This window comes from Streptomyces sp. NPDC000983, from assembly GCF_040299205.1.
In the GTDB taxonomy this organism is placed as follows: Bacteria; Actinomycetota; Actinomycetes; order Streptomycetales; family Streptomycetaceae; genus Streptomyces.
Genome location: NZ_JBEPBM010000004.1, coordinates 111,488 through 125,088, shown reverse-complemented (window position 1 = coordinate 125,088; position 13,601 = coordinate 111,488). Strand labels below are relative to the sequence as shown.

The 13,601-nt window shown below is 73.2% G+C and carries 10 protein-coding genes; 4 read left to right on the top strand and 6 right to left on the bottom strand.

The window, feature by feature from the left end; translation table 11 throughout:
- Positions 1-127: 127 nt before the first annotated feature.
- Positions 128-1,165: a maleylacetate reductase gene (locus tag ABT296_RS06235; protein ID WP_351924103.1), complete on the bottom strand. Its 1,038-nt coding sequence runs from the start codon at positions 1,163-1,165 to the stop codon at positions 128-130.
- A 22-nt stretch (positions 1,166-1,187) separates the two neighbouring features.
- Positions 1,188-2,075, bottom strand: coding sequence for a dioxygenase family protein (locus tag ABT296_RS06230; RefSeq protein WP_351923783.1), 888 nt, complete (start codon positions 2,073-2,075; stop codon positions 1,188-1,190).
- Between the two features lie 210 nt (positions 2,076-2,285).
- On the opposite strand from ABT296_RS06230, the gene ABT296_RS06225 reads away from it, so the two are divergent.
- Complete coding sequence (locus ABT296_RS06225; protein ID WP_351924101.1) at positions 2,286-3,251, top strand: bile acid:sodium symporter; 966 nt, start codon at positions 2,286-2,288, stop codon at positions 3,249-3,251.
- A 127-nt stretch (positions 3,252-3,378) separates the two neighbouring features.
- Here the strand turns inward: ABT296_RS06225 and ABT296_RS06220 are convergent, their stop codons facing one another.
- Entirely contained in the window at positions 3,379-4,959 is a 1,581-nt protein-coding gene (locus tag ABT296_RS06220) for a sodium/solute symporter (protein WP_351923781.1), read from the bottom strand.
- 346 nt (positions 4,960-5,305) lie between these two features.
- Here ABT296_RS06220 and ABT296_RS06215 point away from each other — a divergent pair, with 346 nt between their 5' ends.
- Both ABT296_RS06215 and ABT296_RS06210 read left to right on the top strand, forming a co-directional pair.
- Positions 5,306-6,775: a hypothetical protein gene (locus ABT296_RS06215; protein WP_351923779.1), complete on the top strand. Its 1,470-nt coding sequence runs from the start codon at positions 5,306-5,308 to the stop codon at positions 6,773-6,775.
- A gap of 89 nt (positions 6,776-6,864) precedes the next feature.
- Entirely contained in the window at positions 6,865-7,878 is a 1,014-nt protein-coding gene (locus ABT296_RS06210; protein ID WP_351923777.1) for a hypothetical protein, read from the top strand.
- On the opposite strand, the gene ABT296_RS06205 is transcribed toward ABT296_RS06210, so the two are convergent.
- Positions 7,850-9,340 carry a SulP family inorganic anion transporter gene (locus ABT296_RS06205; protein WP_351924099.1) on the bottom strand — a complete coding sequence of 497 codons (1,491 nt, stop codon included), beginning with the start codon at positions 9,338-9,340 and terminating at the stop codon, positions 7,850-7,852. The genes ABT296_RS06210 and ABT296_RS06205 overlap by 29 nt on opposite strands.
- A 430-nt stretch (positions 9,341-9,770) precedes the next feature.
- Between ABT296_RS06205 and ABT296_RS06200 the strand changes: the two genes are divergently transcribed.
- The gene (locus ABT296_RS06200; RefSeq protein WP_351923775.1) at positions 9,771-10,163 is read left to right on the top strand and encodes a MerR family transcriptional regulator; all 393 of its coding nucleotides are present in this window, start codon (positions 9,771-9,773) and stop codon (positions 10,161-10,163) included.
- 66 nt (positions 10,164-10,229) lie between these two features.
- Here ABT296_RS06200 and ABT296_RS06195 read toward each other — a convergent pair whose 3' ends face one another.
- Positions 10,230-11,246: an NAD(P)H-dependent flavin oxidoreductase gene (locus ABT296_RS06195; protein ID WP_351923773.1), complete on the bottom strand. Its 1,017-nt coding sequence runs from the start codon at positions 11,244-11,246 to the stop codon at positions 10,230-10,232.
- The gene (locus ABT296_RS06190; protein ID WP_351923771.1) at positions 11,239-13,401 is read right to left on the bottom strand and encodes a 3-hydroxyacyl-CoA dehydrogenase NAD-binding domain-containing protein; all 2,163 of its coding nucleotides are present in this window, start codon (positions 13,399-13,401) and stop codon (positions 11,239-11,241) included. Before ABT296_RS06190 ends, ABT296_RS06195 begins: the two co-directional genes overlap by 8 nt.
- Between the last annotated feature and the right edge of the window lie 200 nt (positions 13,402-13,601).

Below are 13,601 nucleotides of genomic sequence, written 5' to 3'. Positions count from 1 at the left end.
TTTCGCCGCGACTTGCACGGTGCTTGCACAATTCGCCGTGGCGTCGGCGGAGTTCGTGGTCGCGGCGCCGGTGAGGGCGAACGGCGTTCGGGCGGAAAGCGGTTCACCGGGCGACGGCGAACAGCGTTCAGGCTACGGGCGGTTCACCGGCCAGGGCGCGCCGCAGGAGTGCGGTGAGGCCGTCGGCGGTGACCCGGCGCGGGTTGGCGTACGGGTTGGCCAGGGCCTGTTCCACGACGGTGCCGATGTCGCCCTCCGCCACGCCGAGTTCATGGAGGGATCGCGGCGCGCCGAGTTCGTGGGTGAGTTCCCACAGGGCCCGCGCGGGGTCGGGTGCCCCGCCCAGAACCCTGCTGAGGGTGGCGACGGCGGTGGGGGCACAGGGCTGGTTGTAGGCGAGGGTGTGCGGCAGCATGACGGTGTGCACCGCGGCGTGCGGCAGGTCGAGGGAGCCGCCCAGGACGTGGCAGAGTTTGTGGTGCAGGGACATCGTCGTGGCGCCCAGGACCGCGCCGCACAGCCAGGCGCCGTACAGGGCGCGGCTGCGCGCGTCGAGGTCCGCGCCGCCGCCCGCGGCGATCCGGGGCAGTGCCTCGGTGAGGGCGAGGGCGCCGTCCTCGGCCATGAGGGAGACGATCGGTGAGGCGTCGGGGGCGTACAGCCCCTCCACCGCGTGCGCGAGTGCGTTGATTCCGCTGGTCACCGAGATCGCGGGCGGGAGTCCGAGGGTGAGTTCGGGGTCGTAGACGACGCTGCGCGGCAGGACCGCCGGGTCGCGTCCGGTGCGTTTGACGCCGTTCTCGGTCAGCCCCCAGATCGGTGTCATCTCCGACCCGGCGTAGGTGGTGGGCACGGCGACGACGGGCAGGCCGTGCCGGAGCGCGATCGCCTTGCCGAGGCCGACGGTGGAGCCTCCGCCGACCGCCACGCAGCCGTCCGCGCCGAGTTCGGCGGCGACGGCGCAGGCAGCGGCCGCCGTCTCGGCCGGTACGTGCATCCGTGCCTCCGCGAAGACGCCCGCGGCGCGGTCTCCCAGGCCGTCGGCCACCTGCCGGGCGAGTTCCCGCTGCCCCGGTGTGGACAGGACCAGGACCCGGTCCAGGCCGAGCGCGGCCACCTCGTCGGTGAGCCGGGCCGAACGTCCGGCGCCGAAGACGACGCGCATCGGCAGCGCCTGGTAGGTGAACTCACTCCACACGGTCGGCCTCCGAAGCCGGTGCGTCCGCGGGCTCCACGACGATGTCGAACCGTGCGAGCCGGAAGGGGCCGGTGACCCGGTGACGGCGGGCCTCCGTCTCGTCGTCGACCTCCGCGAAGTCGGCGATGAGGCTCCGCTTCACCGCGAAGACGGCGTCGGAGTCGATGTAGGGGCTGTCCGCCACGAACAGGTGGGTGGTGAGCGGGCGGTGGCCTTCGGCCCGCACGATGAAGTGGAGGTGGGCGGGCCGGTAGGCGTGCCGTCCGGCGGCCTCCAGCAGCGCTCCGACGGGCCCGTCGGTCGGGACGGGGTAGTGGCTCGGCACGACCGTACGGAACCAGGTGCGGCCGTCGGCGTCGGTGCGGAACAGTCCCCGTCCGTTGCCGGGCGGCTGGACGCCGGGCTGCTGGACGTCGTAGAAGCCCTCCGCACTGCACTGCCACACGTCGACAGCGGCGTCGGCGAGCGGGTGGCCGTCGGCCGTGGTGACCCGGACCTCCACGACGCAGGGCGGGCCGGCGCCGAGCAGGTCGATGGTGTCGCCGGTGTCCCGGGCGGGCGACTCCATGACGTGGAAGGGCCCGAGGACCGTGCTCTCGGTGCCGTTCTCCTGCCCGTTGAGCGTCTCGACCAGGCTGGAGACGCCGAGCACGTCGGAGAGCAGGATGAACTCCTGGCGGGTGGCGTCGCACTTCTGCCCGACCGCGGTGAGGAAGTCCACCGCGCCCTCCCATTCGGCCAGGGTGGGCCGGACCTCGCGGACGTAGGCGTGCAGATGGCGCACCAGCCCCTCCAGCAGCTCCCGCTGCCGGGGGTCGGCGGTCCGGGCGAAGCTCTCGACGACCGCGCCGGTGGTCGACTCCTCGGTGAAATCCATGTCATGCCTCCCGCTCGGCGGACCACGCGCCGACCTGCGACGGGGCGCCGCCCTGCGCGCACGATACCCCCGGGGCCGCCGGTGCGCGGGCGTGGCGCTGGCGCGGGCGGTGACCTGTGAGGATGAGACCCGGGGTCGCCGTGGGCGGCCCACGGAGCCGAGGGAGCGGTGCGGGTGTCGCAGCAGGGGCCGCGGGGCGCGGTCGAGCGGATGGAACACCACCAGGTCGCGATCTACCTGACGGCGCTGGCCGTCGGCGGACTGCTCGGGTGGGCCGCGCCCGGTCTCGGGCCGGGGCTGGAACACGCGATCAACCCGGTGCTCGGCGCGCTGCTGTTCGTCACCTTCCTCCAGGTGCCCGCCGCCGAGCTGGTCCGCTCCCTGCGGGACGGCCGGTTCCTGGCCGCCGCGGTGACGGTGAACTTCGTGGTCGTGCCGTTGGTCGTCGCGTCGATGTTCACGTTCCTCCCCGCCGACCAGGCGGTCCGGCTCGGTGTGCTGCTGGTGCTGCTGTGCCCGTGCGTGGACTACGTGATCGTCTTCTCCGGGCTGGCGGGCGGCTCCAGCCGCCGTCTGCTGGCCGCGACGCCGGTGCTGCTGGTCGCGCAGATGCTGCTGCTGCCGGGGTTCCTGTACCTGTTCATGGGTGCGGACCTGGCCGACGTCGTCGAGGCGGGCCCGTTCGTCGAGGCGTTCGTCGTACTGATCGTCGTCCCGCTCGTCCTGGCGTGGGCGGTGCAGGCGTGGGCCGCGCGCCGCCCGGCGGGCGCCAGGGTCTTTGCCGGGGCGACCACCACGATGGTGCCGTTGATGGCCGCCACGCTGCTGACGGTGGTCGCCTCCCAGGTGCCCGAGCTGGGCGACAGCCGGGCCGACGTCGTCGCCGTCGTCCCGTTCTACGTCGTGTTCCTGGTGGTGATGGCGTTCGCGGGCAGGGCCGTGGCCCGGCTGTTCCGCCTGGCGGCACCCGCCGGTCGGGCGATCGTGTTCACCGGCGCGACCCGCAACTCGCTCGTGGTCCTCCCCCTGGCCCTGGCACTCCCCGGCGACCTGGCCGTAGCGGCGGTCGTCGTGGTCACCCAGACCATGGTCGAGGTCCTCGGCATGGTCGCCTTCGTCCGCCTGGTCCCCCGCCTGGTCCCCACGGACGAACCGACGGGACCGACCGCACGCTGACAACGCCCCGCAGGCCGGCGTCCGCCGCGGGCTGCCCACTTCCCCATGACCACCGCCACCCCCTCCTCTACCCGCGCACCCACCCGACCCCGGCCCGCCCTGACCAGGCTGGTGGGTGACTGTGCCGTCAGCGGGCGCCCGCGCCGGTGAGTCGCTTGCCCCGGGCCGGGCGTTGCGGGCGGTCGCGGTCCCGGCCCATGAGACCGAGCAGGAAGCCGACCGGGATGGTGATGAGCCCCGGTGTCTGCAACGGAAACACATGGAAGTCCCGGTCGGGCAGGAGTGCGGTCGGGGCGCCGGAGAACGCGGGCGAGATCACCATGAGCGCCACGATCAGGGGCAGGGTTCCGAACACGGTCCAGCGGACGCCGGTCGCCGTGTACCCGGGCAGGAACAGCGCGTACAGCAGGATCGGCGCGAGCACCGAGGCGCTGGCCGCCAGGGACAGCGAGATCAGGGTGAGGGTGCCGCGGTCGCGCAGGAGCACGGCCAGGACGACGGCGGCGGCGCCGAAGAGCACGACGCCCGTGCGGGCCCGGCGGACCTCGCGGCCGGCGCGCCGGGTGGGCCGTACGCCGCCGGGCTCCTTGGCGAAGTCCCGGACCAGTCCGGCCGCGGCCGCCAGGGTGATGCCGGCGACGGCGGCGAGGGTGGTCGCGAACACCGCGCAGGCGACGATCGCGAACAGCATGCTGTGCCGGGTGCCGGCGGCGGTCGGGTCGAGGGCGCCCGTCAGCATCAGCAGGGCGGTGGATCCGCCGGGGTCGGCGGCCCGCACCGCGTCCCGGCCGAGCAGGGCGCACGCGCCGAGCCCCGCCACCACCACACCCAGGCACACCACCGCCACCGGGCCGACGGCCCAGCCGACGGCGCGGCGGGCCGTACGGGCGTCGCGCAGCGGGTGCAGCCGCATGGTGAGGTGCGGCAGACACGCCGCGCCCAGCAGCAGGGTCGCGCCGAAGCCGATCAGGTCGAGCCGGCCGAGGAGGGAGTGCCCGAAGTGCAGCCCGGGGACCGCGTAGTTGAAGCCGGCCCCCGACTGGTCCCGCGCCGCCGCGAACAGCGCAGGCGGCGACCAGCCGAAGCGCGCCAGGACGAGTCCGGCGACCAGCAGTACGGCGAAGAGGACCACGGCGACCTTGAGGATCTGGATGTAGCCGGTGCCGCGCATGCCGCCGAACGCGGCGTAGCTGATCATCAGGACCCCGCTGCCGATGGTGCAGCCGGTGAGCGCCCCCTCGGGCAGGCCGAACATGGCGGCCATGATGTGGCCGGCGGTCGACAGTTGGACGAGGAGCATCGGGGTGAGTACGACGAGGGCGGCGATGCCGAGGGCGCGGCCCGCCGTATGGTCGCCGAGCCGGTCCTTGATGAAGTCCCCGAGGGTGAACACGCCTTCACGGCGCAGGTGTTCGCCCATGACGCGCATGACGAGCCACAGCGAGGCCACCGTGGCGATGGCGAACAGGACGCCGTCCGCGCCGTCGAGGGCGACCGCGCCCGTGGTGCTGAGCAGGGTGGCGGCCGAGACGTAGTCACCGGCGACGGCGAGTCCGCTGCCGACCGGGCCGAAGGCGGCGCTGCCGCCCGCGTAGAAGTGCTCGGGCTCGTCCAGGTCCGCGGCGGCCAGCCCGCACAGCAGCAGGGACACCGCGACGAAGACCAGGAAGACCATGGCGGCGAGGGACTGCCCGTCCGTGGTACCCATCAACGCCACCTCCCCGGGCCCGCGTTGAGGGCATGAGCGTGGGCGGCATCGGTGTGGGCGGTGGGACGGCTTAAGGCGCGCTGGTGCCGTGGGGCAGGTGATGGTGCTGACATGGCGGCGATGCCATCAGCCGCCCGACACGCCGTCCAGGCTGGCGGGACATCGCAAGGCCGGTGCACAACACGCGCGGACAGGACGTGTACGCGGGCACAGACCGGGCGCGTCGCACGGCGCCCCGGGTGGCGAGCGGCGAGGTCCGGCCCGACGACCTCGTCCGCTCAGGCCACGTCTTGCCGCTGCGCGCCCCGGCCGCATCGGCGCGGAGCCCACCTGGCATCCTCGCCCCATGGACGCCGACGCCCCGACACCGATCCACCTCGACAAGGTGCTGGACGGCCTGGCGGCCAACTCGGCCCTCCCGTCCGCCCTGGTCCGGCGGCTGTTCGCCTGGCGGCGAGGCATGGGGAGGGTGGCGCAGCGCCCCGACCTCACCGACGACATGATCACCGAGATCATCGCGACAGACGACCACCGACTGCTGCACGGCCTGGCCCTCAACGACCGTCTGCCGGACCGATTCCGCCTGGTGCTGGCCGGTCACAGCGACGCATCCGTCCGGTCCGCACTCGCCGCCCGCGCCGCGACCGCGCCCCGGCACCTGCTGGAGCGGCTCGTCGACGATCCCCACCCCCAGGTCCGCAAGAGCCTCGCCGAGAGTCGCGACATGCCGCCGGACCTGCGGGCCCGCCTCGCCGAGGACCCCGTCCCCGAGATCCGCGCCGCGCTGGCCAGGCACTGGACCGGGGCGCCGGAACCGGTCCGCCGCCTGCTGCTGACCGATCCCGAGACCGAGGTCCGTGCCGCGGCCTGTGCCACGTACTACGCCCGGCTGCCGCACCCGGTTCCGCCCGCGGACCTTCTCCCGGCCCTGCTCGCGGACCCCGTGACCCGGGCGGGCGCGGTCCCGCACGCCACGCTGGACGCGGACACCCTCCGGCGGCTCGTCGGCGATCCGGACAGCGAGGTGCGTGCCGAACTCGCCGGCCACCCCCGTCTGCCGCCGTCGGTCCGCGAGTTGCTCGCCGTCGACCCGGCCCTCAACGTCCGCGTGCGGGTCTTCGCCCGCCCCGACACACCGGAGGACGAGCGGGCGCGCATCCACGCCTCGGTCGACGAACTCTCCCGCACACTGCCCGACCCGAGCCCGGAGGCAGACGACGCGACCGTCCTCCAGTGGTTCCAGAACCACTCCGCCCGCAACGAGTTGCGCATCCTGCGCCTCCCCTGGGTCACCGCCGATCCGCTGCCGCACGTCGACTCGCCGTACGTCTGCTTCCGGGTCTCGGCGGCCGCCGGCACGGACCTGCCCGACGCCGCGGTGGCCCGACTGCTCGACGACGAGGAGATCGTCCGCCTGACGATGGCGCACACCGCCCCGCACCTCGTCGATCCCGCGACCGCCGAGAGCATCGAGCGCCGCTACCGGCGCAACGACAAGTTCACGTTCTGGTGGGACACGGCGCAGGTCCTGTCCTTCCCCACGTCCACCCTGCGCCGCTTCGCCGCCGATGACGAACCCCGGCTCCGTTCCTTCGCACCCCGCGATCCGGACCTCCCGCCGGAACTCGCGGAGCAGTTGGCCGCCGACCCCGAGGCCCGCGTCCGCCGGGCCGTCGCACCCCACCCCCGCCTCCCCCTCCCCGCCCTGGACCGACTCCTCGCCGACCCGTCGGACCAGGTGGCCGAGGCCGCCGCGGCCTCGCCGCACCTTCCGGTGCACCGGATGGAGTGGCTGCTCACCCACGCGGGCCTGTAGGGCCCGAAGGGTCCGAAGCACGGACGAAAACACCTTGGCCCGGCCCCGTCCGCCTGCGACGATGCCTCCGTTTCCCGAGCGGAGGAAGTTTGTACGTTTTCGTGTGCGCGCGCTGCGACGCCGAGTTGACCGTGCCGCTGACCAGGGTGGTCCTGCCACTCCACGCCCATCAGCAGTACGGCAACGGGCTCCAGCTGCCCGTACTCATGGACTCCGGGACGTTCGCGGTGGAAGCGGCGTCCGGCGCGTCCGTCGTCGCGCCGGGTGACGCGCGTGGCGTCGTACTGATCCCCCAGGGCCTCGGCAGTGCCTGCTGCGGCCTCGACGGGGGCGAGGGCCCGAACACGGCCTGCGAGGCATGCGGTCTGCCGGTGGCGAGCCGGATCGACGACTGTTCGCTGTGGCAGGCGCTGTGGCTCGATCCGGACGCGGTGCGCCGGCGGAGCGTCCCGGGCGGGCACGACGGTCCGCGCTCGTGGTCGGAGCTGGTGGCGCGCAACGACGGTGTGCCCCCGTTCGAGCCGATCGCTCCCTGGGCGTCACCGTTCGGGGCGAGCGACCGGTGGCACTGGAGTCCGCGGTGGGTGGCGGCGGGCGGGCAGGCGCTCGCCCATCTGCTGCTGGCTTCGGACGGCCGGGCGGTCGCCGTCCCGGACGGTCTCGCGGCCGAGATGTTCCAGCGCGACCTCGACGCACTGCTACCGGCCGGTCCGCCGACCCGGCACGCCGTGCTCGCCGGACCGGAACTGCCCGCCCCCGCCTCGGACGCCGGGATTCTCCTCGTCCCCTCGCATCCGGAGACCGGCGAGGTCTGGACCCCGCCCGGCCGGTCCGACGCGTACCCGGTGCCGTTCCCGTTCGGCGTGTGGCTCCGGCTGGCCTTCCCCGAGGCGGAGCCGGCCCTCCCCGGCGCCGGGTCCGTGGCGGCCGGGGCCCTGCGCGACGATCCGCCCGCCCCGAGGTCCCACGACCGGTTCCGGTTCGACACGGAGGTCTTCGAACGGACCCTGGAGCGGGCGCCGGTGTCGGCCGACCGCTGGAACGGGGGCAGGGCACCCCGGCCCGGAGAGGCCGTCAGTGGCCCGCGGCGAGTTCGCCCGTGAGCTTCCCGTGCAGGTGTGCGCTGTGGTCGTTCAGGCCGGCGATCTCCACGCGCTTGCCGCGCTGGGCGTACTTGTGCTCGACGGCGTCCAGCGCGGCCACCGACGACGCGTCCCAGATGTGGGCGGCCGACAGGTCGATGACGACCCGTTCCGGGTCGCGCGCGTAGTCGAACCGGCCGACGAGGTCGTTGGAGGAGGCGAAGAACAGGGCGCCGGTGACCCGGTAGACGACCGTGCCGCCGTCGGGGTCGGTGACGGAGGTGACGTCGGCGACGTGGGCCACGCGCTTGGCGAAGATCACCATGGCGGTGACCGAGCCGACGACGACGCCCACGGCGAGGTTGTGCGTGGCCACGACGCACGCGACCGTGACGGCCATGACGGCGATCTCCCCGGCGGGCATCCGCCGCAGGGTCCTGGGGGCGATCGAGTGCCAGTCGAAGGTGGCGAACGACACCATGATCATGACGGCGACGAGCGCGGCCATCGGGATGTCGGAGACGACCGGCCCGAAGACGACACAGAGCACCATCAGGAAGGCGCCCGCGAGGAAGGTGGACAGCCGGGTACGTGCCCCGGAGACCTTCACGTTGATCATCGTCTGGCCGATCATGGCGCAGCCGCCCATGCCTCCGAAGAACCCGGTGACGATGTTCGCGACGCCCTGGCCGATCGACTCGCGCGTCTTGTCGGAGCGGGTGTCGGTGATGTCGTCGACCAGCTTGGCGGTCATCAGGGACTCCATCAGGCCGACCAGCGCCATGGCGAGGGCGTAGGGGGCGATCGTCGTCAGCGTGTCCCAGGTGTACGGCACGTCCGGCAGGCCGGGGACGGGCAGTGAGGACGGCAGCGCGCCCTTGTCCCCCACGGTCGGGACCGCGAGGGCCGCGCCGACGGTGATGACGGTGAGGATGACGATGGACACCAGGGGTGCCGGGACCGCGGTCGTGATCCTCGGGAAGAACACCATCAACGCCAGACCGGCGATGATCAGCGGGTACACCGGCCAGGGCACGTCGGTCATCTCGGGCACCTGCGCCATGAAGATCAGCACGGCGAGCGAGTTGACGAAGCCGACCATGACCGAGCGCGGGATGAACCGCATCAGTTTCGCCACCCCGAGCGCGCCGAGGACGACCTGGAGGACACCGGCGAGGATGACGGCGGCGATCAGGTGTCCCAGGCCGTGCTCACGGTTGAGCGGTGCCGTGACCAGGGCCACGGCGCCGGTCGCCGCGGAGATCATCGCGCGGCGGCCGCCGACGACCGCGATGACGACCGCCATGGTGAAGGAGGTGAACAGGCCGACCGCCGGGTCGACGCCCGCGATGATCGAGAACGAGATCGCCTCGGGGATCAGCGCCAGGGCGACCACGAGACCGGCCAGCACCTCGGTGCGCCAGACCTTCGGGTCGGACAGCCAGTCGGGCCTGAGGCCGCGCAGGCGGTCGGCGGCGGTCACGGCGGCCGCGTTCACATCGGTTGCGGAGGACAAGAGTTCGGAACCTGTCGTGCTCGTGCGCACCCTGCGGCGGGACGGGGTGTGCGGAGGGAGGCCGGCGCACTGTCGGCGTCGGCGGGGAAAGCGGGTACGGACGTGGCCTGCGCGGCTCACGTCCGGGATGCGGCGGTGTCACGGCGGGCGCCGCGGGTTCATGTCCGGGGACCGCGGGTCACGGCGGGCAGGCCGCGGCGCCGGGCGCCAGGTGCCCGCGCACGCGTGTCTCCTGCGAGAATCGGGACTTCGTCGGGACGGCACCGGCCCGACACGGCACGGACGGGGGCAGCCGTGGGCCGCCCTCACCACCGGCGACTCTACCCTAACGTTAGGGTAGAGATGGGCGCGCCCCGGTCGGGGTGACGGTCGTACCGGCGAGGCCAGGAGCAGGGACGTGGACGCCAAGCACATGCAGATCGGCGAGGTCGCCACGCGCACCGAGCTGTCCCTGCGCACCATCCGGCACTACGAGGAGACCGGCCTCGTCGTCCCCTCCGCGCGCTCCCGGGGCGGCTTCCGCCTCTACACCGAGCGCGACGTCGCCCGCCTCATGGTCGTCCGCCGGATGAAACCGCTCGGCTTCACCCTGGACCAGATGCGGGACCTGCTCGACGCCACCGACCGTCTCGACTCCGGCGCCGTACTCGCCGCGGACGAGCGAGAGGTGCTCCTGGAGCGGGTGCGCGGCTACGAACAGGGCGCGGCGGAGCAGGTGGAGAAGCTGCGTGTACAGCTGTCCCGCGCCGAGGACTTCGCCGCCACGCTGCGCGCCCGGCTGCCCGGGTGAGGGGGCCGACTCCCCGGTAAGGGGCCGCGCCCGGGTAAGGGGTCGCCCCCCGACCCGGGCGCCCGGTCAGCCGACGGCCGCCGGTGACACGTCGAACAGGCCGGCCACCCGCATGACCTCCTCCCGCGCCTCGGCCACGATCCGCCGGACCAGCTCACCGGCCGGCGCGATGTCCCGGACGAGTCCCTGGGACAGGCCCACGGACCAGATCCCCGCTTCCAGGTCGCCGTCCTCGAAGACGCGGCGTCCGCGGGCGCCCGCGACCAGCGGCTGTACGTCGGGGAAGGCACCGCCTTCCGCGAGGAGCCGGACGACCTCCTCGCTGACCGAGTTGCGGGCCACGCGGGCGGTGTTGCGCAGTTCGCGGAAGATGAGACGGGTGTCCAGCTCGCTCGATCCGACGATCCGCCGCTTGACCGCCTCGGCGACCGGCGCCTCCGTGGAGCACAGGAAGCGGGTGCCCATGTTGATCCCGTCCGCGCCGAGCGCGAGCGCGGCGGCGAGACCGCGGCCGTCGGTCAGTCCCCCCGACGCGATGAACGGGATCGTCAGGGCGTCGGCGGCCGCGGGGATCAGCACCAGGCCGGGGATGTCGTCCTCGCCCGGGTGCCCCGCGCACTCGAATCCGTCGATCGACACCGCGGCCACGCCGAGCCGCTCGGCCTTGACGGCGTGCCGGACGCTGGTGCACTTGTGGATCACCCGTACGCCGTGGGCGGCGAAGTACTCCATGTGCGGTTCCGGACTCGACCCCGCGGTCTCGACGATGGTCACCCCGGAGTCGACGATCGCCCGCCGGTACTCGTCGTAGGGCGGCGGTGTGATCGTCGGCAGGATGGTGAGGTTGACGCCGAAGGGCCGGTCGGTGAGCTTGCGGGTGCGCTCGATCTCGCGGGCGAGGTCGGCCGGGGTGGGCTGGGTGAGCGCCGTGACGATGCCCAGGCCGCCCGCCTCCGACACGGCGGCGGCCAGTTCGGCCCGGCCGACCCACATCATCCCGCCCTGGACGACGGGGTGTTCGATGCCGAGGAGGCCGGTCAGCCGGGTGCGCAGCCGGGGGGCCGTCCGTACGGGCTCAGACATAGCTCTCGCCGCGTTCGGCGCGCGCCACCAGGGAGGCCGGCGGCAGGAACCGGTCGCCGTAGGAGGCGGCCAGCTCCCGTGCCCGGGCGACGAATCCGGGCAGGCCGCCCTCGTACTGGTTGACGTACTGCAGGACGCCGCCGGTCCAGGCGGGGAAGCCGATGCCCTGGACGGAGCCGACGTTGGCGTCCGCGACGCTGGTCAGGACGCCGGTCTCCAGACAGTCGACGGCGTCGAGGGCCTCCGCGAACAGCATCCGCTCCTGGAGGTCCTTCAGGGGCGGTACGCACCGGCCGGAGCTGTAGCGGTCGCGCACGCCCGGCCAGATGCCCAGCCGCTTGCCGGAGGTGTCGTAGTCGTACCAGCCGGCGCGTTCCCGGCGCCCGACGCGGCCCTGTTCGATCATCCAGTCGACGACCTCCTCGGAGGGGTGTGCCGTCCACGCCCTGCCCTCGGCCTCCTCGGCGGCACGGGTCTCGATGCGGATCTTCTGGGTCAGGGACAGGGTGAGTTCGTCGAGGAGTTGCAGCGCGCCCGCAGGGTAGCCGGCCTGGAGCGCGGCCTGTTCGACGCTGGCCGGTTCGACGCCCTCGCCGACGGCCGCGACGGCCTCGGCGATGAAGCAGCTGATGACGCGTGAGGTGAAGAAGCCGCGCGAGTCGTTGACGACGATGGGTGTCTTGCCGATCTTCAGCACGAAGTCGAAGACCTTGGCGAGGGTCTCGTCGCTGGTGCGCGCACCGCGGACGATCTCGACCAGGGACATCCTGTCGACGGGGCTGAAGAAGTGGATGCCGATGAAGTCCCGCTCGCGGGCGACGCCCTTGGCCAGCAGGGAGATGGGCAGGGTGGAGGTGTTGGAGCCGAGGACCGCGTCGGGTTCGACGATCTCCTGCACCTCCTGGAAGACGCGCTGCTTGAGACCCGGTGACTCGAAGACCGCCTCGATGACCAGGTCCACTCCGGTGAAGTCGGCGGCCTCGGCACTCGTGCGGATACGGCCGAGGAGCGCGCTGGACCTCTCCTGGGTGGTCCGGCCGGCCGCCAGGGCCTTCGCCTCCAGGCCGCGGGCGTAGTCCTTGCCCTTCTCGGCCGCCTCGGGGGTGACGTCCTTGAGGACGACGTCGAGTCCGGCGCGGGCGCTCACATAGGCGATGCCCGCTCCCATCATCCCGGCGCCGATGACACCGACCTTGCGCGCGGTGAACGGCTCGAACCCCTTGGGGCGGCTCGCGCCGGAGGTGATGTGCCGCTGGTCGAAGAAGGCCGCCTTGATCATGTTCTTGGTGACCTGACCGCCGATCAGGCTGACCAGGTAGCGGGTCTCGACCAGGGAGGCCGTGTCGAAGTCGAGGTGGGCGCCCTCCACGGCGGCGGCCAGGGCGGCGCGCGGCGCGGGCATCGGCGCGCCTCTGGTCCGCTTGCGCAGCAGACCGGAGAGCGCGGGCAGGGTCGCGGCGACCTTCTGGCTCGTCACGTCCCCGCCCGGGAGCCGGAAGCCCTTGGCATCCCAGGGCTGCACGGGGTCGGGGTGCTCGGCGATCCAGGCGCGGGCGCGTGTCTCGGCGTCGTCCGCGTCCTCGGCGAGTGCGTCGACGAGGCCGAGGTCCAGGGCCGCCCGGGGGGTGAACGTCCGGGCGGGCAGGATCACTTCGGACAGGGCCTTGTGCAGGCCGAGCATGCGCACGGTGCGGGTGATGCCTCCGCCGCCGGGCAGCAGACCGAGGCTGACCTCGGGCAGGCCGAGGCGGGTGCCGGGCCGGTCGGTGACGATGCGGTGGTGGGCGCAGAGGGCGACCTCCAGGCCGCCGCCGAGGGCGGTGCCGTCCAGTACGGCGACGACCGGCCTGCCGAGGCGTTCCAGCCGGCGCATGAGGTCCTTCATCCCGTTGATGTAGGCCGTCTCCTCGGCCGCCCGGTCGGCGCTGCCCGCGCTGAGGCGGTTCAGGTCGCCGCCCGCGAAGAAGGTCCTCTTCGCGGACTTCAGCAGGACTCCGGTGACGGTGTCCCGCTCGGCCTCCAGGCGGGGTACGCACTCCTCCAGGCCGGTCATGAAGGCGTCGTTCATGGTGTTGGCGGAGGAGGCGGGGTCGTCCAGGAGGAGGGTGACGACTCCGTCGGCGTCGCGTGCGTAGGTGATGGCGGACGCGGTCATGTCGGTGGCTCCGTTTCGGTGCGCGGTCGGACCGGCTGGGTCGGGGACGTCCGGGGACCGGTCGGACGTGGTGTCGGGCACGTCCGACGGCGGCCGGACGGAGTGCCGTGGGCGACAACGGTCGGCCCCGGCGCCGGGGTGTTCGGTGACGGCCGGACCGGAGATCAGAGGGGTACGGGTGACGGCCGGACCGGAGATCA

Coding starts and splice junctions, on each gene's coding strand:
- ABT296_RS06235 (WP_351924103.1), bottom strand. CDS start 1,165: ATGCGCGTCGTCTTCGGCGCCGGACGTTCGGCCCGGCTCACCGACGAG.
- ABT296_RS06230 (WP_351923783.1), bottom strand. CDS start 2,075: ATGGATTTCACCGAGGAGTCGACCACCGGCGCGGTCGTCGAGAGCTTC.
- ABT296_RS06225 (WP_351924101.1), top strand. CDS start 2,286: ATGGAACACCACCAGGTCGCGATCTACCTGACGGCGCTGGCCGTCGGC.
- ABT296_RS06220 (WP_351923781.1), bottom strand. CDS start 4,959: ATGGGTACCACGGACGGGCAGTCCCTCGCCGCCATGGTCTTCCTGGTC.
- ABT296_RS06215 (WP_351923779.1), top strand. CDS start 5,306: ATGGACGCCGACGCCCCGACACCGATCCACCTCGACAAGGTGCTGGAC.
- ABT296_RS06195 (WP_351923773.1), bottom strand. CDS start 11,246: ATGTCTGAGCCCGTACGGACGGCCCCCCGGCTGCGCACCCGGCTGACC.
- ABT296_RS06190 (WP_351923771.1), bottom strand. CDS start 13,401: ATGACCGCGTCCGCCATCACCTACGCACGCGACGCCGACGGAGTCGTC.